The 22066-nt window shown below is 63.5% G+C and carries 20 protein-coding genes; 12 read left to right on the forward strand and 8 right to left on the reverse strand.

Annotated elements, in window-relative coordinates:
- Positions 1–97: 97 nt before the first annotated feature.
- The 5 genes from grpE to hrcA form a co-directional block, all read right to left on the reverse strand.
- Positions 98–643 carry a nucleotide exchange factor GrpE gene (gene grpE, locus SDENCHOL_RS05775; RefSeq protein ID WP_154716375.1) on the reverse strand — a complete coding sequence of 182 codons (546 nt, stop codon included), beginning with the start codon at positions 641–643 and terminating at the stop codon, positions 98–100.
- A gap of 141 nt (positions 644–784) precedes the next feature.
- Positions 785–1876 (reverse strand): hypothetical protein, encoded by a 1092-nt coding sequence (locus SDENCHOL_RS05780; protein WP_154716376.1) that lies wholly within the window; start codon positions 1874–1876, stop codon positions 785–787.
- Positions 1877–1956: 80 nt separating this feature from the next.
- Positions 1957–2394 carry a thioredoxin TrxC gene (gene trxC, locus SDENCHOL_RS05785; RefSeq protein WP_154716377.1) on the reverse strand — a complete coding sequence of 146 codons (438 nt, stop codon included), beginning with the start codon at positions 2392–2394 and terminating at the stop codon, positions 1957–1959.
- A gap of 117 nt (positions 2395–2511) precedes the next feature.
- Positions 2512–3549, reverse strand: a complete 1038-nt coding sequence (gene hemH / locus SDENCHOL_RS05790) for a ferrochelatase (protein WP_154716378.1) — start codon at positions 3547–3549, stop codon at positions 2512–2514.
- A 5-nt stretch (positions 3550–3554) separates the two neighbouring features.
- Positions 3555–4574, reverse strand: a complete 1020-nt coding sequence (gene hrcA, locus SDENCHOL_RS05795) for a heat-inducible transcriptional repressor HrcA (RefSeq protein ID WP_154717370.1) — start codon at positions 4572–4574, stop codon at positions 3555–3557.
- Between the two features lie 120 nt (positions 4575–4694).
- Between hrcA and SDENCHOL_RS05800 the strand changes: the two genes are divergently transcribed.
- The 4 genes from SDENCHOL_RS05800 (at position 4695) to SDENCHOL_RS05815 (ending at position 10502) form a co-directional block, all read left to right on the forward strand.
- A complete protein-coding gene (locus tag SDENCHOL_RS05800) occupies positions 4695–5600 on the forward strand; it encodes an NAD kinase (protein ID WP_154716379.1) in 906 nt (301 codons plus the stop codon).
- A 19-nt stretch (positions 5601–5619) separates the two neighbouring features.
- Positions 5620–7320 (forward strand): DNA repair protein RecN, encoded by a 1701-nt coding sequence (recN, locus tag SDENCHOL_RS05805; protein ID WP_154716380.1) that lies wholly within the window; start codon positions 5620–5622, stop codon positions 7318–7320.
- Between the two features lie 224 nt (positions 7321–7544).
- Complete coding sequence (locus SDENCHOL_RS05810) at positions 7545–9269, forward strand: Na/Pi cotransporter family protein (protein WP_172955006.1); 1725 nt, start codon at positions 7545–7547, stop codon at positions 9267–9269.
- A 138-nt stretch (positions 9270–9407) separates the two neighbouring features.
- Positions 9408–10502 carry an aromatic ring-hydroxylating oxygenase subunit alpha gene (locus tag SDENCHOL_RS05815; RefSeq protein ID WP_154716382.1) on the forward strand — a complete coding sequence of 365 codons (1095 nt, stop codon included), beginning with the start codon at positions 9408–9410 and terminating at the stop codon, positions 10500–10502.
- A gap of 23 nt (positions 10503–10525) precedes the next feature.
- Here SDENCHOL_RS05815 and SDENCHOL_RS05820 read toward each other — a convergent pair whose 3' ends face one another.
- Positions 10526–13072, reverse strand: a complete 2547-nt coding sequence (locus tag SDENCHOL_RS05820) for a LuxR C-terminal-related transcriptional regulator (RefSeq protein ID WP_172955007.1) — start codon at positions 13070–13072, stop codon at positions 10526–10528.
- Between the two features lie 281 nt (positions 13073–13353).
- Here SDENCHOL_RS05820 and SDENCHOL_RS05825 point away from each other — a divergent pair, with 281 nt between their 5' ends.
- From SDENCHOL_RS05825 to SDENCHOL_RS05845, 5 genes are all read left to right on the forward strand, one after another.
- Positions 13354–14148, forward strand: a complete 795-nt coding sequence (locus tag SDENCHOL_RS05825; protein WP_154716384.1) for a hypothetical protein — start codon at positions 13354–13356, stop codon at positions 14146–14148.
- Between the two features lie 36 nt (positions 14149–14184).
- Positions 14185–16065, forward strand: coding sequence for an FAD-dependent oxidoreductase (locus tag SDENCHOL_RS05830; RefSeq protein ID WP_154716385.1), 1881 nt, complete (start codon positions 14185–14187; stop codon positions 16063–16065).
- Between the two features lie 28 nt (positions 16066–16093).
- Positions 16094–16933: an acetoacetate decarboxylase family protein gene (locus tag SDENCHOL_RS05835; protein ID WP_172955008.1), complete on the forward strand. Its 840-nt coding sequence runs from the start codon at positions 16094–16096 to the stop codon at positions 16931–16933.
- A 136-nt stretch (positions 16934–17069) separates the two neighbouring features.
- Entirely contained in the window at positions 17070–17972 is a 903-nt protein-coding gene (locus tag SDENCHOL_RS05840; RefSeq protein ID WP_154716387.1) for a DMT family transporter, read from the forward strand.
- Positions 17969–18319 (forward strand): STAS/SEC14 domain-containing protein, encoded by a 351-nt coding sequence (locus tag SDENCHOL_RS05845; RefSeq protein WP_154716388.1) that lies wholly within the window; start codon positions 17969–17971, stop codon positions 18317–18319. Before SDENCHOL_RS05840 ends, SDENCHOL_RS05845 begins: the two co-directional genes overlap by 4 nt.
- Positions 18320–18349: 30 nt before the next feature.
- On the opposite strand, the gene SDENCHOL_RS05850 is transcribed toward SDENCHOL_RS05845, so the two are convergent.
- On the reverse strand, positions 18350–19090 hold the full coding sequence (locus SDENCHOL_RS05850; RefSeq protein WP_154716389.1) for a ComF family protein: 741 nt from the start codon (positions 19088–19090) through the stop codon (positions 18350–18352).
- 168 nt (positions 19091–19258) lie between these two features.
- Here SDENCHOL_RS05850 and bioB point away from each other — a divergent pair, with 168 nt between their 5' ends.
- The 3 genes from bioB to SDENCHOL_RS14130 are packed head-to-tail and all read left to right on the forward strand — an operon-like array spanning position 19259 to position 21281.
- Positions 19259–20251, forward strand: a complete 993-nt coding sequence (bioB, locus tag SDENCHOL_RS05855) for a biotin synthase BioB (RefSeq protein WP_154716390.1) — start codon at positions 19259–19261, stop codon at positions 20249–20251.
- A 26-nt stretch (positions 20252–20277) separates the two neighbouring features.
- On the forward strand, positions 20278–21120 hold the full coding sequence (locus SDENCHOL_RS05860) for a methyltransferase domain-containing protein (protein WP_154716391.1): 843 nt from the start codon (positions 20278–20280) through the stop codon (positions 21118–21120).
- Positions 21117–21281, forward strand: a complete 165-nt coding sequence (locus SDENCHOL_RS14130) for a hypothetical protein (RefSeq protein ID WP_172955009.1) — start codon at positions 21117–21119, stop codon at positions 21279–21281. The genes SDENCHOL_RS05860 and SDENCHOL_RS14130 overlap by 4 nt, the downstream gene beginning before the upstream one ends.
- Here SDENCHOL_RS14130 and SDENCHOL_RS05865 read toward each other — a convergent pair.
- Positions 21265–21978, reverse strand: coding sequence for a sulfite oxidase heme-binding subunit YedZ (locus SDENCHOL_RS05865; protein WP_154716392.1), 714 nt, complete (start codon positions 21976–21978; stop codon positions 21265–21267). The two genes, SDENCHOL_RS14130 and SDENCHOL_RS05865, sit on opposite strands and share 17 nt — an antisense overlap.
- Positions 21979–22066: the final 88 nt, after the last annotated feature.

Consider the following 22066-nt stretch of genomic DNA (forward strand, 5'->3'; position numbering starts at 1 on the left):
TAGATCACCTCGGCCCGTGCGCCCTCCGAGAGATTCATTGCCGCAAGCCTGCAATTCAGATGGGGTTATGCGGCCGGATTTCAAGCGCCGGCCCTGGCTATCCCTTGGCTACCATCACCAGTGCCGGGCGCAGGACGCGGTCATTCAGCGCATAGCCCTTTTGCAGCACCTGCACTACGTGATTGGGTTCCACGCCTTCGGGCGCATCGAGTTGGCCGATGGCCTGATGCCAGTTCGGATCGAACTTTTCGCCGAGCGGGTTGAGTTCGGTCAGATTGGCCTTGTCGAAGGCGGCACAGAGCTGACGCAGCGTCAGCTCGACGCCGCTCTTGAGGTTTTCGAGGCACTGATTGTCGTTGGTCAGCGCCGCCTCCAGGCTATCCTTGACCGTCAGCAAGTCGATGGCGAATTTTTCACTGGCGAACTTGTGCGCCTTGGCAATGTCCTCCTGGGCGCGACGGCGTACGTTTTCGGTTTCCGCCTTGGCGCGCAGCCAGGCATCGTGATGTTCCTGCGATTTCAGTTCGGCGATGCGCAGGGCTTCTTCGAGGCTGGGCATGGTGTCGACTGGAGTGCCGGTTTCCGGCACGGCTGGATCGACTTGCGGTGTCGCCTGGTCGGTGGTCGGGGTGTTTTCCGGCATGGGGACTCCTCACTATCGTGGCGGTTATTCGTGAACAGTCAACCACAATGGGGATACTCCGCCGGCTTTCAAGGGGAGGATCGGAAATAATTTTCCGGCCCCAGCCGGGAGGCCGGCGGCCGGAAATTTTGACCAGCGGCTTCAGACCGTCAGGTCGATTTGCTGCAGCGAGCCGACCTGACCGTTCTCGCTGAGCCAGATGCCGCTGCTGCGCACGCCGCCAAGCGACTGGTTGGCCTGGTCGCGCAACTCGAAAGGCGTGGCCTGGCTGCCCAGGTAAAGGGCGCCAACCTGCTTTTCCCTGAGCGTGGCGAGCTTGCCGCCACCGTCAGCCTCGGGTGTCCAGACGCGCAACTGGTCGTAGATGGCGTCGTTCTCGTCGATCCAGCCGTTGCCATCGTCGTCGTACTGGGCCAGGTCGGCAAAGCCGTTGCCGCTTTCGACGCCGAAGAGTTCCTTGCCCGAGTCGATCTTGCCGTTGCGATCGAGATCCAGCGCCAGATAGCCGCTGTTGGCGCCGAGCAGGGCGATCTGTTCCTGCCTGCCATCGCCTTCGAGGTCGAAGCTGAAGCGCTGGCTTTGCAGTTCGGCGGCGCTGCCATTGAAGTTGATCACCAGCGGATCCTTGCGCACGGGCACGGCATCGCCGCTGCGCAGGCTGACATGGCTTTCCTCATGGTAGCTGCGCTGCATCTGCAGATTCAGTTGAAAATTGATTTCCTTGCCGTCGCTGGTGCGAATGACGCCGGCGGCCTGAAAGGTGGTCTGTTCGGTTTCGCTGCGGATTTCATGGCGCTCGTATTCGATGCCATAGCCGGCCCGCGCAGGCGCCTGGCCGGCTTGCGACGCTGCGCTGATGCTGGCCGTGTCCGTGGCGGTCGTCTGCAAGTCGGCGGCGGAAAACACCTTGATGTCCTCGCCGGTGAGCATTTTCACCATCTGGCGGATCAACAGCAGGCGCGGATCCTTCTCGATGCTTTCGAGGCCGTCGCGCATGGCCTGGGCTTCGCCGCTTTCCGGGATTTGCGCCGTTTGTCTCGCCTGGTCTGCCGCCTGGGCGGCAAGGGCCGCCTCGGAAATGACGGTCACGGCCGCCGTGCGCGGCTGGCGGGCGTTGCCTTCGAAATCGGGACGCTGGTCGCCGCTCCAGGCGCGCAGTGATTCCCTGAGCGTATGGCTGGAGCTGGCTGCGTGCTGACTGGCAAAGTCCAGGCTGTATGAATCGATTTTCATGGGAGTTCCTGCAAGGTCGGGTTGACCGGGTTAACGGCTGCCGGCGCAGGAACTTGAAGAGTGAGGAGTAAAGGGGGATTTCAGGTCACGCTCTGGATCCAGCGCACCAGGCTGCCGGCATCCATGGCGCCCGACTGGCGGGCGATTTCACGGCCATGCTCGAAGACGATCAGCGTCGGGATGCTGCGGATGCCGAAACGTGCGGCCAGCGCTTGTTCTTCTTCGGTATTCAGCTTGGCGAGCCGGACATGGGGTTCGAGTCGAGTGGCCGCCTGCTCGAAGGCCGGTGCCATGGCGCGGCAAGGGCCGCACCAGGGCGCCCAGAAATCGACGACGACCGGCAATTCGCTGCGCTCGACGTGGGCGCCGAAGTTGGCGGTAGTCAGTTCGACCGGGTGGCCGGTGAATAAGGCGCTCTTGCATTTGCCGCAGTTGCCGCCATCGCTCAGGCGCTCTTCGGGAACGCGGTTTGCGGCTGCGCAGTGCGGGCAGACGATGATGCGGGTGCTGGCGGCCATGGCGGGACTCCGACTTCGGGGAACGTGAACATGGTTGCAGATGGGCGCGGCGGCACCGAATTCAAGGGGCAGGAAGTGCGCGGAGCCCCGCAGGGCGATGGGGGCGGCTGCCGGCGCTCAGGCGATAGGCGCTGGCAGCCAGTCGCCAAGCTGCTGCAGGCTCAGGTCGGCGAGCGCTTCGATCCAGTCGGGATTTTCGTTGAGGCAGGGAATGTAATGGAATTCCCTGCCGCCGGCGGCGAGAAAGGCGGCCTTGTTCTCGAGCGCGATTTCTTCCAGCGTTTCCAGGCAGTCGGCAACGAAACCGGGGCAGATCACGTCGACGCGGCGCACGCCGTCGGCCGCCAGTTTTTCCAGCGTCTGCTGGGTGTAGGGCTGCAGCCATTCGGCGCGGCCGAAGCGTGACTGAAAAGTGTGCAGCCACTGGTCTTCCTTGAGATTCAGGGCGGTGGCCAACTGGTGCGCGGTGGCCTCGCATTCGCGCTGGTAGGGGTCGCCGCGCTCGACGCTGCGTTTGGGGATGCCGTGAAAGCTCATGAGCAGCAGGCGGTCTTCGGCCAGCGCGCGGTTTTGCGTCTGCCAGTGCTTGCGCACGCTGGCGGCCAGCGCGGCGATATAGCCAGGGTCGGTTGCGAAGCTGCGCACGTTGCGGATGTTGCAGACGCTGCGGACATCAACGCCGTCGTTGCGCCGCTGCCAGGCGGCAACGGCATCCATGACGCTCGCCGTGGTGCTGTTGGCGTATTGCGGATACAACGGCACGACGAGGATGCGCTGGCAACCTTGTGCGGCCAGGTGGTCGAGCACGCCGTCCAGCGCCGGTTGACCATAGCGCATCGCCCAGGCGATGATGATCTCGCGCTGGCCGCGCATGCCGAGCAGGCCGCGCAGCAGCTTGGCCTGCTTCTCGGTGTGCACCTTGAGCGGCGAGCCTTCCGGCGTCCAGATCTGCGCGTATTTTTCAGCCGACTTGGCGGGGCGGGTGTTGAGGATGATGCCGTGCAGGATCAGCCACCAGGGCAGGCGCGGCAGTTCGACCACGCGCGGATCCCAGAGAAACTCGGCAAGATAGCGGCGCACGGCGGCTGGCGTCGGCTCATCGGGCGAACCGAGATTGACCAGCAGGATGGCGGTCTTGGCGGTGGCTGCCGTCATGCGCGTCAGTTGCTCGACAGCGCGCCGGAAAGCAGCTTGGCGGTGATGTCGACAATGGGAATCATGCGCTCGTAGGCCATGCGCGTCGGGCCGATGACGCCGATCGAGCCGACCACCTGGCCGTCGATTTCGTAGGGCGAGGCGATCACGCTGCATTCGTCGAGCGGTGCGATGCCCGACTCGCCGCCGATGTAGATCTGCACGCCTTCGGCACGGTTGCTGACGTCGAGCAATTGCATCAGGCTGGTCTTCTGCTCGAACAGGGCGAACAGTTCGCGCAGGCGCGTCATGTCCGAGGACAGGTCGGCGACTTCGAGCAGGTTGCGCTCGCCGGAAATCACATACTGCGAGCTGCTCTCGGTGATGGCTTCGCTGCTGGCCGCAAGCGCGGCGTTCATCAGTTCGCTCATGTCGCTGCGCAACTGGCCAAGTTCGCTGTATATCTGTTCGCGTACCTGGCCGAAATCGAGACCGACGCAATTCTGATTGAGATAGTTCGCCGCCTCGGTCAGCTCGGCGGCCGTGTAGCTGTGCTGCGGAATCAGGATGCGGTTCTGTACGTCGCCGCTGGCCGTGACGATGATCAGCAGGATGCGCTTTTCCGACAGGCCGAGGAATTCGATCTGGCGGATGCGTGGCGCCTGGCGGCGCGGCGCGACGACGACGCCGGCAAAGTGCGAGAGCTGCGAGAGCAGTTGCGAGGCCTGGCTGATTACGCGTTGCGGCTGGTCGGGCTGGATCGCGCCCTGGATTTCGTGGATTTCGGCGCGCTCCAGCGGTTTGACGGTCAGCAGCGAATCGACGAACAGCCGGTAGCCGCGCGCCGTCGGTATGCGCCCGGCCGAAGTATGCGGGCTGCTGATGAATCCATGCTCTTCCAGGTCGGACATGACGTTGCGGATCGTTGCCGGCGACAGATCCAGCGTCGAGTGGCGCGAAAGCGTGCGCGAACCGACCGGTTGACCGTCTTCGATATAGCGTTCGATCAGGGTCTTGAGCAGGGTCTGGGCGCGTTTGTCGAGCATGCGGATATTGTACATGGTGCCGTGTGTACCGTGGCCGCCGCAGGCCCGCGCAGCGGGCGCCGTACGGCGCTGCGCTGTGGATTGCGCATGGCTTTGTGGTTTAATTCCGGAATGTCCAATATGTCCAATTCGCCCGGTTCATTCGATTCGCTTGGCGATTTCCGCACCATTGCCCTGATCGGCAAATACCAGAGTCTGGAAATTGCGGATGCGCTGCGCGATCTGGTGGCTTTCCTGCAGGCGCAGGGGCGCGAGGTACTGATCGAGGAAGGGACGGCGGCGGCGGTGGGCTGCCATGGCTGCCGGACAGCCACGTTTTCCCGCATTGGCGAGCAGGCCGATCTGGCGATCGTCGTCGGCGGCGATGGCACCATGCTGAATGCCGCCCGGCGGCTGGCAGCGTATGCGATTCCGCTGGCTGGCGTGAATCAGGGACGCCTGGGGTTCATGACCGACATTGCCAGCCAGTCCATGCTGGAAGGCATCGCCTCCCTGCTGGACGGTGAATTCTCGCCCGAGCAGCGCTTTCTGCTCGATGCCCGGGTCATGCGCGAGGGGGAAACGCTGTTCAGCGCCCTGGCGCTCAACGATGTGGTCATCAACAAGGGCGATATCGGCCGCATGATCGAGGTCGAGGTGCGCGTGGATGGCGAGTTCATCTACATCCTGCGTGCCGACGGCATGATCATCGCCACGCCGACCGGCTCGACGGCCTATGCCCTGTCCGCCAACGGGCCGATTCTGCATCCGGCGGTGCATGGGGTGGCCCTGGTGCCGCTTTGTCCGCACGCCCTGAGCAACCGGCCGATCACCATCAGCGACGAGAGCCGGATCGAAATCCAGTTGCTGGCGCAGTACGACGCCCGGATCCATTTCGACGGACATGAATATTTCGATGCGCGCGCCGGCGATCTGCTGCAGGTGCAGCGCTCGTCCCACGCCATCACCCTGATGCACCCGCCGGGCTACAGCTATTTCGCCATGCTGCGCGAAAAGCTGCACTGGAGCGGGACGCCGCGGCACTGATCGCTTCTGCCAATCCGCCATGCTGCGTCGCCTCTACATCCGCGATTTCGTCATCGTCGATCGTCTCGAACTGGAGTTCGCGGCGGGTTTTTCCGCCCTGACCGGCGAGACGGGCGCCGGCAAGTCCATCCTCATCGACGCGTTGTCGCTGGCGCTGGGCGAGCGCGCCGAGAGTGGCGCCAGCGTCGTGCGCGTCGGCGCGGAGCGTGCCGAAGTCTCAGCCAGCTTCGGGCTGGCGGGCGAGCATGCGCAGAGCGTGCGAGCCTGGCTGGCGGCGCACGATTTCGAGGCCGGCAACGAGAATGAGGATGAATGCCTGTTGCGCCGGGTCGTCGATGCCGGCGGCCGCTCGCGGGCCTACATCAACGGCGCGCCGGCCACGCTCGCCCAGTTGCGCGAGCTGGGCGAATTCTTCTGCGACATCCACGGCCAGCATGCCCACCATTCGTTGTTGCGCAACGAAGCGCAGCGCGAACTGCTCGATGCCCATGCCGGCCTGCTGCCGCTGGCGCGCGAGGTGGCCGGGAAATATCGCGTCTGGCAGCGGCTGCGCGCGGCCTGCAGCAATGCCGAACGCGATGCCAGCGCCGCCCTGCGCGAGCGCGAAGCCCTGGAATGGCAGGTCCAGGAGCTGCGGGCGCTGGCTTTCGACCCGGCGCAGTGGCAGGAGGACAACCAGGAACACCGGCGCCTGTCGCATGCGGCGGCCCTGATTGAAGGCGCCGGTGGCGCACTGATGCAACTGGAAGAGGACGATGGCGGCGGCGCTGGCGCTGCTGCCATTACGCCGCAGCTCGGCCACATTCTGACGCGCCTGCGCGATCTGCTCGAATACGATGCCGACCTGAACGAGGCCGTCGAGCTGCTGGACAATGCGCAGATCCAGTTGCAGGAGGCCGCGCACGCGTTGCGCCACTACCAGCGCAAGCTGGATCTCGAACCACAGCGCCTGGCCGAACTGGAGACGCGGATCGCCACGGTCATGGCGCTGGCGCGCAAGCAGCGCGTCGCGGTCGAAGAACTGCCCGGACTGTTGGCGCAGCAGCAGGCGCGTCTCGAGGAACTGGATCTGCTGGTGGATGTCGCCGCTTTGGCCGAAAAGGCCGCTGCGGCGGAAAAGGACTATCTCGCTGCGGCGAAAAAACTGGGCAAGGGCCGCGCCAAGGCGGCCGCCGAACTCGGTCGCCAGGTCAGCGAGGCCATGCAGCAGTTGGCGATGGCAGGCGGGCGCTTCGAGATTCAGTTGCTGCCGCTGGCCGAAGACGCGGCCCACGGGCTGGAAAGCGTCGAATTTTTCGTTGCCGCGAATGCGGGACAACCACCCAGGCCGCTGGCCAAAGTTGCTTCCGGCGGCGAGCTGTCGCGGATCGGTTTGTCCATCCAGGTGATTGCCAGCCAGGCAGCGCAGACGCCCACGCTGATTTTCGACGAAGTGGATGTCGGTATCGGCGGCCGCGTGGCGGAGATCGTGGGGCGGATGTTGCGTGAGCTGGGCCACGGCCGTCAGGTGCTGTGCGTCACCCATCTGCCGCAGGTGGCCGCCTGCGCCCATCGGCAATGGAGCATCGCCAAGGAAGAGGTCGATGGCGCCGTGTTCTCGCGCGTGATGCCGCTCGACCACGCAGCCCGGATCGAGGAGTTGGCGCGCATGCTGGGCGGCGTGAAAATCACGGCGACGACCCGGCAGCACGCGACGGAAATGCTGGCGGCGGCGCAATAGTCCGGTTGTTCCGTTGCGCCGGCGGTAGTACCGCACTGATATCGTGCTGATGTTTTGAACGCCCGTAGCGCAGGTGTTAGCATAGCCGGCGTATACAAAGGAAGCGGGCGGGCGCCGCATTCGACCCATCGTGCACTGGCGGCATGGGGCATTTCCCGGCAGATATTTGCCGGCTTTTCATCGGGGTGTTGCCGTAACGGATGCGGCAATGAATGGAGGAAACGGTGGGGGTCAGGATACTGCTGGATCTCATAGGCGGCGTGGCGTTGCTCCTGTGGGGTTTGTACATGGTGCAAACCGGCATCGTCCGGGCGTACGGCGCAAGAATCCGGCGGTTTCTCGGCAGGGTGTTGAAAAACAGGTATCACGCCTTTGCCGCCGGGCTGGGGGTGACGGCGATCCTGCAAAGCAGCACCGCCACTTCCTTGATGCTGACTTCGTTTGCCGCCGCGGGTCTGGTGCAGTTGGGCCCGGCACTGGCGGTGATGCTCGGGGCGAATGTCGGCACCACGCTGATCGTGCAGTTGCTGTCCTTCGATTCCTCGATCATTTCTCCGTTGTTGCTGACTACCGGCGTACTTGCCTACAAGCGCGGCGCGCGCACGGTCGTCAAGGATCTCGGCCGGGTGGCCATCGGCCTCGGCCTGATGCTGCTTTCCCTGCATTTGCTGCTCGACAGTCTGGCGCCGGCCGAACACGTGCCGGTGGTGCGCGCGCTGTTCGCGGCGGTGACCAACGAGCCGCTGCTGACGCTGCTGATCGGCGCGGTTCTGGCCTGGGCTTCGCACTCCAGCGTGGCCACCGTGCTCCTGACGATGTCGCTGGTCTCTTCCCATTTCCTGACGCCGTTCGCCGCCCTGGCCCTGGTGCTGGGGGCCAACCTCGGCAGCGCCTTCAATCCATTGCTCGAAGGCATGGGCAGCGGCAATCCGGCGCATCGCCGCATGCCGGTGGGCAACCTGATCAATCGCCTCGTGGGCTGCCTGATCTTCATGCCGTTTCTGGCGCCGATCGTCGAACTGCTGGAATCCTTCTATCAGAATCCGGTGCGGCTGGTCGCCGATTTCCATACCCTGTTCAACCTCATCATGGCCCTGCTCTTCATCCTGCCGCTGAATCTCTATGCGCGGGTGCTGGAGAAGCTGCTGCCCGAGGTGAAGACCACCGATGATTTGACGACCCCGATTTATCTGGATGCGAGCGTCATCGAGACGCCGAGCGTGGCGCTCGCCTGCGCCGCGCGCGAAACCATGCGCATGGGCGACATCATCGATACCATGCTGCAGCAGTCGATGACGGCGATCCTGACCAATGACCGGATGCTGGTGGGCGAAATCAGCGACAAGGACAATGCGGTCGATCGCCTGAACGAGGCCATCAAGCTCTACATCGTCAAGGTGACCCATGGCAGCCTCGACGACGTGGAAGGTCAGCGCGCCATGGAAATCCTCAATCTGGCGATCAACCTGGAGCATATCGGCGACATCATCGACATGAACCTGATGGAACTGGCCGGCAAGAAGATCCGGGGACAACTGGAGTTTTCCGCCGAAGGGGCGGCGGAGCTGGAGGAGTTTCATCGCATCGTGCGCGACAACCTCAAGCTCGCCATGACGGTATTCCTCTCCGGCGACGTCAAGGCGGCACGCCAGTTGCTGGAGGAGAAAAGCCGGATACGCGAGCTCGAGTTTGCTGCCGCCGAGAAACACATGGCGCGGCTGAAAGTGGGACGGGTCGAAAGCATCGAGACCAGCGCCCTGCACATCGACATCCTGCGCGACCTGAAGCGTATTCACTCGCATATCTGTTCTGCCGCCTATCCGGCGCTTGAGGCCGCAGGGCAACTCAATCGGACCCGCCTGAAGCCGCCATCCATCCGGATCGGCAAAAAGAAGCAGTTTTCCATGAATATGAACGGTCGGATTGCGAAAGAGGAAGCTGGAAACTGAAAGCGAAAGTCATGTTCGTTTGCAGAGTGCCCGGCGTTGACGGCATGATTTCCGGTTCGCTATCCATGCTTGCGTTTGCATTTGGTCTACGATCCAAGGATTTTCAAGATATCGGAAGACCGATCCTGGAGGCTGGACATGCCTAACAGCGTTGCGCCGCAATTGCCGGTTTTCTGGTATTTCGACGAAAAGCTGTTCGAGCTGGAGCAGAAGTTTTTGTTCGATGCCGGACCGGGCTATGTCGGCCACGAACTGATGGTGCCGGGTGCGCACGACTATCGCAGTCTCGAATGGCTCGATCATGCGCGTCTGCTGGTGCGCCAGGGCGACGAGCAGGGCGGCGGCATCGAACTGCTGTCCAACGTCTGCCGTCATCGCCAGGCGATCATGCTGCAAGGCTCGGGCAATGCCAAACATATCGTCTGCCCGATCCATCGCTGGACCTACGATACGCAGGGCAGCCTGATCGGCGCGCCGCACTTCCCCGCCAATCCCTGTCTGCATCTCGACAAGCAGCCACTGGAGAACTGGAACGGCCTGCTGTTCAAGGGGCCGCGTTCGGCGCGCGAGGATCTGGCCGGCATGAAGCTCGCCGACCAGGGTATTTTCGACTTCAGCGGCTACAGGCTGGATCGCGTCGAAATGCATCAGTGCAATTACAACTGGAAGACCTTCATCGAGGTCTATCTGGAGGATTACCACGTCGCGCCCTACCATCCCGGGTTGGGAAACTTCGTCACCTGCGACGACCTGACCTGGCAATTCGGCGACTGGTATTCGGTGCAGCGCGTCGGCATCACCTCGCTGCTGAAGTCGGGTTCCAAAGTCTATGAACGCTGGCAGAAGCAGTTGCTCGAATTCAACAACGGCGAGCAGCCGAAACAAGGCGCGGTGTGGCTGACCTATTACCCGAACATCATGGTCGAGTGGTATCCGCACGTGCTGGTGATGTCGTCGCTGATCCCGCAGGATGTGGACAAGACGCTCAACGTCGTCGAGTTCTACTATCCCGAGGAAATCGCCTTGTTCGAGCGCGGGTTCATCGAGGCCCAGCAGGCCGCCTACATGGAAACCGCAATCGAGGATGACGATATCGGCGAACGCATGGATCGCGGCCGTCGTGCGCTGATGAAGCAGGGGCGCAGCGAGACCGGTCCCTATCAGTCGCCGATGGAGGACGGCATGCGGCATTTCCACGAGTTCTATCGCGGCATCGTCGCAGGGGCGCGCTGACGCGAAAGCCGCGCCGGCGGCTTTCAGGGCATCGGAATATTCTCATCGACTCCGCTGGAGGCGAAGGCGGCCGCCTGAGTGCGGTTGCGCACGTTGAGTTTCGAGAAGATGTTCTTCAGGTGGGATTTGATGGTTTCCGGTGTGACGCCCAAGGCCTTGGCCATGACCTTGTTGGATTCTCCGCGGGCCACGCACTGCAGGATCAGACGTTCCTTGACGGTCAGGGCGTGGAGCGGGCTGCCTCTTGCGGGAGCGGGTGCCGCCGTCAGCCGCCAGCGCGCGGGCAGGCTTTCCAGCAAGGCCAGCGCCCCGCTTTGACGCACGGCCGGCTGCCATTCATTGTATTTCCGCTCGGCGGCATCGGTTTGGCCCATGCGGCATAACAGGCCGATCATGGCGATGTGCAGCTCCATCTGGGGGAGCCTCAGTTGCGCGGCGCCCAGCCTGGCGGCGAGCGCTTCGGCTTCTGAGATCAATGCCGTGGGAGGCTCGCCCGTTGCGCTGGCGAGTTCCAGCATGGCCAGCACCCGCGCATGGGCGATGTCGTCCGTTTCCGCGGTTTGGCAATGCTTGCTGCAGAGCTGTTGCAGGCGGAGAACGCAGGCACGGGCTTCTTCCGGCTTGAGTTCCTGTAGGCTGATGCGGCTGCGTTCCAGCAGGGCCTGGGCGAGCAGGCGCGGCCATTGCCGGCGGTGCGCAATGGCCTCGATTTCTTCGACGCGTTGCCGCGCCTGGGCCAATTGGCCTTGGCGGCGCAGAAGGGCCGCGCTGCTGCCCAGACTGGCCATGATGGAATCCAGAAACCCGCCCATTTGCACGAACGCCAGGCTGTCGGCAAGCAAGGCTTCGGCTTCGTTGATGCGCCCCTGCAAAAGCCGGATGCGCGCCAGAAATCCGCTCGGGAAGGCTCTCAGGTTCGGATTGGTTGCGCCGCTTTCGGCCAGCTCGGCAAAGGCGCGTTCGATGTGCGCGGCGGCGCTGGTCAGGTGGGCTTGCTGGATGTCGGCCAGGCTGTCGATGCAATGCTGGTACAGGCGGTTGAATGTGTAGCAGGTGCTGGCCAGCGGCTTGGATTGCAGGGATGGCAGGTCATACAGCGCGTGCCATTGGCTTGCGCGCAACATCGCATAGCGCTGTACGTTGTTCAGGACGTTGAGTATCCAGGGCTGGTCTCCGAAGTGTTGCAGGCAGGCGGCTGCAAGCTGTGCGCCTTCATCCGCCTGTTCGTTCAGGGCCATCAGCATGGCGCGCAACGCGCGGCATTCCCACGGGTCGATGCCGTCCTCGTCCGGGAGGCTTTCCAGCAGGGCTGACGCTTCTTCATGCTGCATGGCGAGCGCCGCGGCCCAGGCCAGTGCCAGGCGTGTCCGGGCCGAGAACGAGCCTGGCTGCGCCTTGAGCTGCCGCTGCCATTGCAGCAGGTTGAGGAAGTCTCCTTGTTCCACCAGATCCATGGCGCACTGCTGTATCCAGACATGCGCCTGATGCGCATCGCCGGCGGCCAGCGCCAGGGAAATCGCCTGGCGCCAGCAGCCTTGCTCGGCCAGCCAGGCGGCGGCCCGCCGCCGGAAGGCGTTGGCGCGTTCCGGATCCTCGTGCTCCAGCAAACGGGTCATATGCTGCCTGAACAGCGGATGCAGGTTGAACCATGAGCGCTCGTCGCCTTGCGCGCCGATGAATAGTTGCCGCTGTTCCAGTGCGTCGATGAAGCGTTCGGGCGCGTGATATCGGCAATGGGCCAGCAGTGGGGCATTGAACGTTTCGAGCAGGCCGAGCGGAAGTAATTGGCGGCGGAAATCGGTATCGAGTTCCGTCAGCATTGCATCGAAAACCATGCTCAGGCGGCGCGATAGCGCGGCGGATCCCCCATGGGAGCGTTTGCGTGCGACAAGAAGATAGGCGCGCAGGGCGGTGCTCCAGCCTGCCGAAGTTTCCTGGATGGTCGTCAGTTCGCTGGCTGTCGGGGTTTGACCGGCGCGCTCCAGCAGGGCTTGCGTTTCGTCGGACGTGAAGCGCAGAGATTCGGCGTCGAGCGCCAGGAGGGGGTGTTCGCGCGCCTGCGACAGCAGATTCGTGGGCAACTGCCGGCGGCTGACGAGCAGCAGGTGGAGTCGTGGCGGCGGGTGGCGCAGCAGTGGCGCCAGCGCTTCCTGCAATGTCGAAGCGCCGGCGTGCTGGCAGTCGTCCAGAACCAGCAGGATGTGGCCGGTGTGACGGTGGAGCGCATTGCTCAAGCAGACGGCCATGGCGTTGACGGAAGGGCTGTGTTCCGGCGCGGGAAGATCGGGCGCCAAGTCCGGGTTCGCGACGCCGAGCGATGTCGCCAGGCCATGCAGCAAACCGGCGGGGCTGTCGTCTGCATGGTCGAGCGTCAGCCACGCCGTCGCGACGCCCTGGGCGGCAAGAATTTCGAGCCAGGCGGCCGCCAGGGTGGTTTTGCCATAGCCGGGCGGCGCCTGAATGATGGCCAGTCCGTGTTCGAGCAGCCTGGGGGCGAGGTCTTCCAGGCGGGGGCGCGACAGCAGGCCGCGTCCCCGGCGCGGCGGGTGCAGGCGGGAGACTTGCAGCACTGATGGCTGTTGTGTCGTGGAATGGGGTGAGGGGTGATCCTCGCTCATTTTGCCTTGTCGTCCTTCCCGATCCCCCGATCGGGGGATGAAAAATGCAAATTATGATTCATATGATGAATCTCATGCATTGTCCATGAGCTTGCAAAGGTTTTGCGCTGCAACTCGGCAATGTGGTCGGAGGACAAAAAGCGCGCCGTGGTAGCGTGGGTGAATGGTCGCAAGAATAAGCGCCATGCATGCAACGGGTTGCTCGTTATTCACAATCAAGCGAGGAGGAGACCATGTCGAACAAGGCAACAGCGCCGCAATACGCGGCTCCACGTCCAACGGAATGGACGCTGATGTACCCCATCTTCAGCAGCCATGTCCGGCGGATCGGCTGGGTGCGCACGTTTGCCGGGGGATTGCCGATGTACCTGTGCATCCCGCTGTTGATCGTGCTGCACGTCACGACGTGCGTGGCCGCCTATCAGTGGCTGTTGCGTCCCCTGTTCGGTATTCCGCGGGTGCGCTGGGCGGATCACGTCATCATCGACCGCCATCGCATCGCAGGCATGGGCTGGTTCGACAAATTCAACTGCATGTTCTGCGGCTATGCCAACGGGCTGGTTACGATGGCCAACATGGAGCTGGATCATCTGGCTCGCGTGCATCGCTCCGTGCCGTTGTGGAAACAGGCCGTGGCGGCCCTGGTCGTACTGCTGCTGTCGCCGCTGGTCGTGATTTTCGAGGCGGGTGTTCAGATCATCTACAACATCCTCGTTTCCCGTCCGCTGGGCATGCATCGCGTTTCCATCGCCGAGGCGAGCCGCGTGATGACGCGTGAGGGCTATGCCGCCCAGTTGCCCTGGTTCGGGCGGCTGCCCCTACGCTGCACCAAGAGCATCGTGTTGCGATTCTCCATGGCGCTGGAACAGATCGAGTCTTCCTGGTGCCCGCTCAAGCATCTCGAAACGCGTGAAGGCATCGTCTATCCGAAGCACCACGACAGGTTCTTCGGTCCGCATGAAATCGAGCGGATGCGGCAGGTGTTGTCGACCGTGGGCACGGTGTCGGATCGCCGTCCGACCTGGTAAGCCTGGCTCGATAACCCTCAAACAGGAAATGCGCTCATGAACGAACGAAAAGAGAAGCTGGATCGTCGCGGTTTCATCAAGGGGGCGGCTGTGGTTGCCGGCGCGGCGGTGGGTTCCGCGGCGTTGGCGATTCCGCTGTCGCGCCAACCCGTGCTGGATGCCGAATATCCCGAGGTGCCGGAGAACAAGGTCGAACTGGCGCCCAATGGCAAGAGTGTGCTCATCATCGGCGGCGGTTTGTCCGGCCTGCAGGCGGGCGTCGAACTGTCGGCGCGCGGCTTCAAGGTCACCATCCTCGAACGTTCGGGTACGCCGGGCGGCAAGCTCAAGTCCTGGCGCGACCGGCATTTTGGCCCGACCGACGATCCCGCCAAAAACGATCCCGCCTTTCCGGGCTACATCCGCGAGCACGGCATCCATGCCGTCTGGGGCTTCTACAACAACCTGCGCGAATTTCTGGGGCGTCACGGTTGGCGTTTGGCGGAGATGCCCAACGAGGCCTCCATCTACAACTTCCTCGACAAGGATGGCACGGAAAGCCACCTGCGCAACTGCAATTGGCCCAAGCCTTACGACAAGATCCAGTTGTTGTTGAATGCGCGCGAGGTGAAGCATCTGCCCGAGTCCGAGCGCAACGATTTCGTTCGCCTCGCGGTGCGCTTGATGAGTTTCGACTACGCCGATCCGCAACAGCGGGCCTACATGGACTCCATGACCTTCCTGGAGTACGGACGCAAGCTGAAAGTGTCCGAGCCGCTGATCCACAAGATCTGCGACAGCCTGCTCGAAATGGCCTACTTCGACAACGTGGATCAGGTCTCCGCATTGACTCTGGCCAACATCTTCCAGCTCGTGGCGGGGGCGACGGATGACATGAAGGTCAATCTCTATGTCAATCCGGTCGGCGAGTCCTTCCTGCAGCCCATGGTGGATTACATTCGCGCGCGCGGCGGCGAGATCCATTACCACACCGAGGTGACCGGCTTCGAGAAGAAGGGGGAACGCATCGACCGCGTGCTGGCCGCCGAGATTCCGGCAGGTTCCGGCAAGGGGCGCGTGCGGCGCTGCTCGATTTGCGGCAACTTGATATTCGATGGCATGGAAGTCGGCCATGAGTGTCCGTTCTGCGGCGCGCATGTCGACATGCTGCGCGACGTGACGGAGGCGGAGCGCAGCACACGCGTCTGGAAGGCCGACTACTACATATCGGCGCTGGACATCCCCGGGGCGAAACGACTGGTGGAAGCCAATCTGGCGACGCTGGGCGATATGCCCTACTTCAGGAACATCCTGGGGCTGCACGCGAAATCCGTGTATGTCACCAACCTCTGGTTCGACGGCAAGGGTCAATGGGAACGCAAGATCCGCGATGCCGACGGGCGGCCGGCGATATGCTTCTTCGCCACGGGCTTTCAGCACCTGGGCATCACCGTCAATCGCTCCCTGCGCGTGCCATTTCCCGATGGCAAGCTGATGTCGTGGTCTGCGGAATATCCGGATCGCGACGTCACCGTGATCGAAACGCAGATTGCCAAGACCGACCTGGTCGCGGGCAAGCCCACCGCTGAAATCGCCGACTTGTGCTACCAGGAACTCAAGTCGGTCATTCCCGATCTGCCGCCGCCGCGCAGCGCGTATGTGAATCGCTGGACGACCTACACGGGCTATCGGGTCGGCGACGAAGGGCGGCGCCCGCCAGTGCAATCGCCGATCGACAACCTGCTGTTCATCGGCGACCTGGCCTTCGTGCCGCACCCGGCAGTATTCATGGAAAAGACCAACGTCACGGCCAAATGGGCGACCAACCTGATCCTGGACAAGGCGGGCATCAAGGAAGGGCGCATCAAGATTCTGGTGTCGGGCACGCCGAGCGTGGTGACGGATCTGATGAAGGCGGCCACTCAGGTACAGGTGTGAGCCGCGCCATTATCGAAGGAGGATGAGGATGACTACAGAAGCGCTGGCCATGGCGGCCATTGACGCTCGTATTGACGAGAGCCGGCAGAAATCCCGCCGGCCCAGCGATTTTCTGCGGGGCATCGTGCAGACCGAGTTCCCGCTGGCGGCGTTCGACCGCATGGGCAAGCTGCCGGTGTTCTACTACGACAACTCGTCGATGACGGCGGTATTCACCGCATCGACCCGGCAGGTGAGGGCCTTGCTGCCGGATGCCCGCATGCATCCGATCGAACTGTTTCCCGGACGCTGCGTCGTTGCTTTCAGCGCCTTCGAGTACCGCGACACCGATATCGATCCCTACAACGAGTTCAGCATATCGTTCCTGATGAGCTACGGCCATCGCACGCTGCCCGGCATCAAGCTGCTGCACGGTCTGATGACGCGCTGCTTCGAGGCCTACGTCTGGAAACTGCCCGTCACCACGGAGATCGCGCGCTGGGGCGGCGTGGAACTCTACGGTTATCCCAAGTTCGTCGCCGACATCGAATTCAGGCGCCCGCCCGGACGCACCTCGTGCCTGCTGTCGGAAGGCGGGCGCAACATCCTGATGCTGGAGGGGCAGGCATTGGCGGGCGCGCCCGCCAAGCCGCTGCGCTACCGCGCCTATTCGATGAAGAACGGAATCCCGTTGTGCGCGAACGTTTATACCCATCCGCTGCAGTATGCCCAGACGATGTCGTCCGATGCAGCCTCCCTGACGCTGGGGGATCATGACATCGCCCGCCAATTGCAGCGTCTGGAATTGTCCGCATCGCCGCTCATGTATCAGTACTGTCCGCTCAACGAGCTGGTCCTGTTCGGTCCCAGGAACCTGATCGACGACTGACCCGGTGTGGCGTCGCCGGATACAGAACGCCGCCCGGCTTGCATTTATTTCGCGGTGAGACGATGATGCGCGACTTTGCCCTGCCTCGCCGTTCGCGCTGATCTTCGCGCACGGCGGGATGCGGGATAACCGACCCATGCCCACCCTCTGGATGATCGCCGCCAGCCTGCTGTTCGCCTGCATGGGCGTTTGCGTCAAGCTTGGCGCCGCACGATTTGCCGCCGCCGAGTTGGTGTTCTACCGGGGCTTCATTGCCCTGCTGTTGATTTACGGCTACGTGCGCTTCCATGGTTTGCGCGTCGCGACACCGAACTGGCGCATGCACCTTACGCGCAGCATTTCGGGTCTCGTCGCCCTGGTCATGTATTTCGTTGCCATCGGCATGATTCCGCTGGCGACGGCCGTGACGCTGAACTACACTTCGCCGCTGTTTCTCGCCGTGCTGCTGGCCGTCTGGCAGCGTGAGCGGGTCGGATTGCCGCTGGTGCTGGCCGTTCTGGCCGGTTTTCTCGGCGTTGTCCTGTTGCTGCGTCCCGCCTGGCATGCCGAGCAGATGCTGGGCGGCCTGTTCGGCCTCGGCTCGGGCATCATCTCCAGCATCGCCTATCTGCACGTGCGCAAGCTCGGTGAAGTCGGAGAGCCGGAATGGCGCACGGTATTCTGGTTTTCCCTGATTTCAACGGTTGCCGGTCTGCCTTGGGTCTTGTCGGCGAATCCGTTCCATGCCGTCGATGGACCCGGTTGGTTGCTGCTGCTGGGCGTCGGCGGCTTCGGGGCTGCGGCCCAGCTCTGCATGACGCGCGCCTACAAACATGGCAAGACCATGGTCGTCGCCAGTTTCGCCTATACGACGGTCGTGTTTTCTTCCTTGTTCGGCTACTGGCTGTGGGGCGAGGAACTGCAGCCCATCGCGCTTGCCGGTATCGGCCTGATCGTTGCCAGTGGCCTGCTGGCAACGTCTTTCTCGCAGATCGTCACGGCGGTGCGGGATTCGGTTATAGTCAAACCTGCCTCTTCCGTTGAGAAAAACCGTACATGATCAATACCGACCACGAAGGCAGCATCGTATCCGTTGCCGTTTTTGGTGAATTCACACTCGCCGATTATCACGAGTTCGAGGAGCTGGTTCGCTACAAGCTCAAGTTCGAGGGGCCGGTCAGCCTGTTCTTCGATCTGCGTCAGATGGCCAGCTTCACCCTGGATGTCGCCTGGGAGGAAATCCGTTTCTCGCGCCAGCACGCGCACGATTTTCGCCGCATTGCCGTGCTGACGGGCAGCCAGTGGGTGAGCTGGACGGCCTGGCTGTCGCAGTTGTTTGTCGAGGCGGATGTGCGCGTGTTCGAGGAAGAGGCCGAGGCACGCGCCTGGCTGGCCGAGATTCAGTAACTTCGATCCTGGCGCATCACTTATCACACGTTACACATCGCGCAGCGCGCGTGCCACGACCCGGTTGCTCACGCGTCGCGCCCCGTGTTTTTTCAGTGTGCGGGCGAATTCGTCGAGTGTCGCGCCCGTGGTCATCACGTCGTCGATTACGATGACGTGCTTGCCGCGCAAATCCATTCCACATTCGAAGGCGCCGCTGATGTTTTTCTGCCGCTCCTTCCAGGGTAGGCTGGCCTGCGGTGGCGTGTCGAGCGATCTCGCATAGCCTGTCGTGAGCAGGGGGATGCCCAGTTGGCGCGCCAATGGTCGGGCGAGTTCCACTGCCTGATTGAAGCCGCGTGCCGCCAGGCGCCGTTCCGATAGCGGCAGCGCGACCAGCAGGTCGGCCGCCGCCGCATCGGCGGTGGGGAGTTGCAGCAAGGCTTCGGCAAGGAAATGCGCAATGGCGAGGTCGTGCCGGTATTTCAGCGCCTGCACCAGGCGATCGACGGGGAAGGCATAGCGGAAGCACGCCTGTGTGGCATCGAAGTGCGGCGCTTTCCTCAGGCAGGCCCCGCAAACCGCGCCGTCGGTTGTCGGCAGCGCGCAGATGGGGCAGGCCGGCCCATCCAGCCGAGGCAGATCGCCGGCGCAGGCCGGACATAGCAAGGTGGCGCCGGCCGGGGCGGTGCACAGAAAACAGTCCTGCGGCAACAAAAGCTGGAGGCCGAGACCGTTCCTGCCACCGCTGCCAGGTGCGGGAGCGCGTTTGATCTGGGTTAAAATCGCCATCGCGTTGCTGCACCTTCCCTTGTTTATTCTTTTCTGGTTCCGCACTGCGCAGCGGCATGCGGAACGTCCGGCAGGACGGGACAAGGCAGTGTTTTCGGCCTGCTTCCAGCCCCTGGCTGCCCGCGATTTTATTCCGATTTCATTTCATTCTTGCAGACGAATTCCCTCATGAGTGCTTCCCTTGCCCTGGACGGTGGCGCGCTTGCCGTTGCACCGACTGCCGCCGTTCGTCATGTCTGGACCCGTGCCGAAGTCGAGGCGCTGTTTGCCTTGCCGTTTGCCGATCTCATGTATCGAGCCCAGCAGGTGCATCGCGCCAACTTCGATGCGAATGCCGTGCAGCGTTCGACCCTGCTGTCGATCAAGACCGGCGGTTGTTCGGAGGACTGCGGCTATTGCTCGCAGTCGGCGCGCTACGCCACCGGCCTGGAGCGCGAAGCCCTGCTGCCGGTTGACGAAGTCCTGGCCGCTGCCCGGGCCGCCAAGGACAAGGGCGCGACGCGCTTTTGCATGGGCGCGGCCTGGCGCGGGCCGAAACAGAAAGATCTGGAGCCGGTCAAGGAGATGATCCGCGCGGTCAAGTCGCTGGGCATGGAAACCTGTACCACCCTGGGTATGCTGCAGCCGGGCCAGGCCGAGGAGTTGAAGGACGCCGGACTGGACTACTACAACCACAACCTCGATACCTCGCCCGAGCATTACGTCAAGATCATTTCCACCCACACCCAGGCCGATCGTTTCGATACGCTCGACAAGGTGCGCGCTGCCGGCATCAAGGTGTGCAGCGGCGGCATCATCGGCATGGGGGAAACCCGGCGCGGCCGCGCCGATCTGCTGTGCGAGCTGGCCAACATGAACCCGCCGCCCGATTCGGTGCCGATCAACAACCTGGTGCCGATCCCCGGCACGCCGCTGGCCGCCGCCGAACCCATCGATCCCTTCGATTTCGTGCGCACCATCGCCTGCGCGCGCATCCTCATGCCGGCCAGCTACGTGCGTCTGTCGGCCGGCCGCCAGCAGATGTCGGACGAACTGCAGGCGCTGTGCTTTCTTGCCGGCGCGAATTCCATTTTCTACGGCGACAAGCTGCTCACCGCAGACAATCCGGAAGCCTCGCGCGATGAGGCGCTGTTCGAGCGGCTGGGTCTGCAGGCGATCTGAATCGTGGTCTGATCGGCCGCTGCGGCATGAATACGAACTTCGCCCGCGCTGCCGCCAGCTATGACGAGGCGGCCGTGCTGGCGCGCGAAACCGGGCGGCGCATGGCCGAGCGCCTGGAATACATCCGCCTGGCGCCCAGCCACGTCGCCGACGTCGGTTGCGCTACCGGGGAGGGTATCCGCACGCTGCAGCGGCGCTACCCGTCGGCCTTGCCCGTGGCCGTCGATCTGGCCCTGCCCATGCTGCAGCGCCTGCCCGGCAATGCGCCCTTGTGGCAGCGTCTGTCGCGCCGCCTGGCGCGGCCCGTCTGCGCCGACGTGCGCGCCCTGCCGCTGGCCGATGGCAGCCAGAGCCTGGTCTGGTCCAACCTGATGCTGCACTGGCTGGCCGATCCCCGGCCTGCATTTGCCGAGCTGCAGCGGGTGCTGAAGGTCGATGGCTTGCTGATGTTTGCCATGCTCGGCCCCGATACCCTCAAGGAGTTGCGCGCCGCCTGCCTGGCCTGCGGCATCGAGCCGCCGCTGCGCAGTTTTCTCGACATGCACGATGTCGGCGACATGCTGCTGGATGCGGGGTTTGCCGATCCGGTGATGGACATGGAAATGCTGACGCTGACCTATGCCCGGCCGCGCGGGTTGCTGCGCGATCAGCGTCATCTGGGCTGCCGCAACGCGCTGCTGGGCGATCTGCCGTGGCGCGACTGGCGTCGCGTGCTGCGGCAGTATGCCGCCAGTGCCGCGCCCGGCCAGCCGCTGGCGGCCAGTTTCGAGATCATCTACGGTCATGCCTGGAAGCCCGAACCGCGCCGCTTGGCCGATGGCCGCGCCATCATCCGCTTTGAAAAGCGCCCGGGGCCGCAGGCGTCATGAAACGCGCCAAACGCGATCGGCGCAGCGCGCTCAAACCGCGCAATCCGTACGTCGCGCCGGCATTGCAGAGAAAGGCCGGCGCTCACCAGCGCAAGGACAAGCGTGCCGAGCGGGCGCGCCAGCACAGCCGCTTGCGGCGCGAACTCAGCGAGGATCGATAGGAATCACCTTGCCGCGCGGCTTGTAGCGGGGAAGCGGCGGCGCGGCGGAGAGCTGCCGCTGCCGTTCCTGCTCGCGCCACCAGGCGCGGATGCCCAGCAGCGCCACGAGTATCACGGCATGCAGCAACGGCTGCAGCGTGTCATGCTCGGCCAGCGACCAGTAATGCACCAGCACGAAAAGGGCGATGAGATAAAGCGAGCGGTGCAACTCCTGCCAGCGCTGTCCGCCCAGCCGTCGCACCATGCGCCTGTTCGAGGTTGCGACCAGCGGCAGCAGCAACAGGAAGGCTGCTGCGCCGAGGGTGATGAGCGGGTGCTTGACGATGTCGCCGGCGATTGCCGTCCAGCGGAAGCCGTGCTCGAGCCAGAGATAGCTCAGCAGATGCAATAGCGCATAGAAAAACACGAACAGGCCCAGCATGCGGCGCAGACGAATCAGCCAGTGCCAGCCGGTGAGCCGGCGCAGGGGCGAGACGGCAAGCGTGAGCAGCAGCATCCTGAATGCCCAGTCACCCAGCATGCGCGCAGTGAATTCGGCGGAGTCGGCATGATGGACAAGCGTTCCCTGCAGCATGCTCCAGGCCAGGCTGGCGGCAGGCAGCAGACAGGCGGCGAACAGCAGGAACTTCAGCAGACCGAGCCAGCGCGGCGCGTGCGGGGACGTGTGGCGACTGGTAGCCTGGGTCGTCGTGTTCATGGACATTCCTTTGCGAATCCGTGTCATGCGTCAGTGTAGCGGATGGGCGGATGGCGGATCGGCATTGCAGGCAGAAACGGGGAAGAAG

It is taken from the genome of Sterolibacterium denitrificans (assembly GCF_900174485.1).
Classification (GTDB): domain Bacteria; phylum Pseudomonadota; class Gammaproteobacteria; order Burkholderiales; family Rhodocyclaceae; genus Sterolibacterium; species Sterolibacterium denitrificans.

What these genes read in the sequence shown, in the direction of transcription:
- SDENCHOL_RS05840 (WP_154716387.1), top strand. Translation starts at nt 17,070, where the DNA reads ATGCCCACCCTCTGGATGATCGCCGCCAGCCTGCTGTTCGCCTGCATG.
- SDENCHOL_RS14130 (WP_172955009.1), top strand. Translation starts at nt 21,117, where the DNA reads ATGAAACGCGCCAAACGCGATCGGCGCAGCGCGCTCAAACCGCGCAAT.
- SDENCHOL_RS05800 (WP_154716379.1), top strand. Translation starts at nt 4,695, where the DNA reads ATGTCCAATTCGCCCGGTTCATTCGATTCGCTTGGCGATTTCCGCACC.
- SDENCHOL_RS05835 (WP_172955008.1), top strand. Translation starts at nt 16,094, where the DNA reads ATGACTACAGAAGCGCTGGCCATGGCGGCCATTGACGCTCGTATTGAC.
- recN (WP_154716380.1), top strand. Translation starts at nt 5,620, where the DNA reads ATGCTGCGTCGCCTCTACATCCGCGATTTCGTCATCGTCGATCGTCTC.
- hrcA (WP_154717370.1), bottom strand. Translation starts at nt 4,574, where the DNA reads ATGCTCGACAAACGCGCCCAGACCCTGCTCAAGACCCTGATCGAACGC.
- hemH (WP_154716378.1), bottom strand. Translation starts at nt 3,549, where the DNA reads ATGACGGCAGCCACCGCCAAGACCGCCATCCTGCTGGTCAATCTCGGT.
- trxC (WP_154716377.1), bottom strand. Translation starts at nt 2,394, where the DNA reads ATGGCCGCCAGCACCCGCATCATCGTCTGCCCGCACTGCGCAGCCGCA.
- SDENCHOL_RS05825 (WP_154716384.1), top strand. Translation starts at nt 13,354, where the DNA reads ATGTCGAACAAGGCAACAGCGCCGCAATACGCGGCTCCACGTCCAACG.
- SDENCHOL_RS05815 (WP_154716382.1), top strand. Translation starts at nt 9,408, where the DNA reads ATGCCTAACAGCGTTGCGCCGCAATTGCCGGTTTTCTGGTATTTCGAC.
- SDENCHOL_RS05830 (WP_154716385.1), top strand. Translation starts at nt 14,185, where the DNA reads ATGAACGAACGAAAAGAGAAGCTGGATCGTCGCGGTTTCATCAAGGGG.
- SDENCHOL_RS05780 (WP_154716376.1), bottom strand. Translation starts at nt 1,876, where the DNA reads ATGAAAATCGATTCATACAGCCTGGACTTTGCCAGTCAGCACGCAGCC.
- grpE (WP_154716375.1), bottom strand. Translation starts at nt 643, where the DNA reads ATGCCGGAAAACACCCCGACCACCGACCAGGCGACACCGCAAGTCGAT.
- SDENCHOL_RS05850 (WP_154716389.1), bottom strand. Translation starts at nt 19,090, where the DNA reads ATGGCGATTTTAACCCAGATCAAACGCGCTCCCGCACCTGGCAGCGGT.
- SDENCHOL_RS05845 (WP_154716388.1), top strand. Translation starts at nt 17,969, where the DNA reads ATGATCAATACCGACCACGAAGGCAGCATCGTATCCGTTGCCGTTTTT.
- bioB (WP_154716390.1), top strand. Translation starts at nt 19,259, where the DNA reads ATGAGTGCTTCCCTTGCCCTGGACGGTGGCGCGCTTGCCGTTGCACCG.
- SDENCHOL_RS05860 (WP_154716391.1), top strand. Translation starts at nt 20,278, where the DNA reads ATGAATACGAACTTCGCCCGCGCTGCCGCCAGCTATGACGAGGCGGCC.
- SDENCHOL_RS05865 (WP_154716392.1), bottom strand. Translation starts at nt 21,978, where the DNA reads ATGAACACGACGACCCAGGCTACCAGTCGCCACACGTCCCCGCACGCG.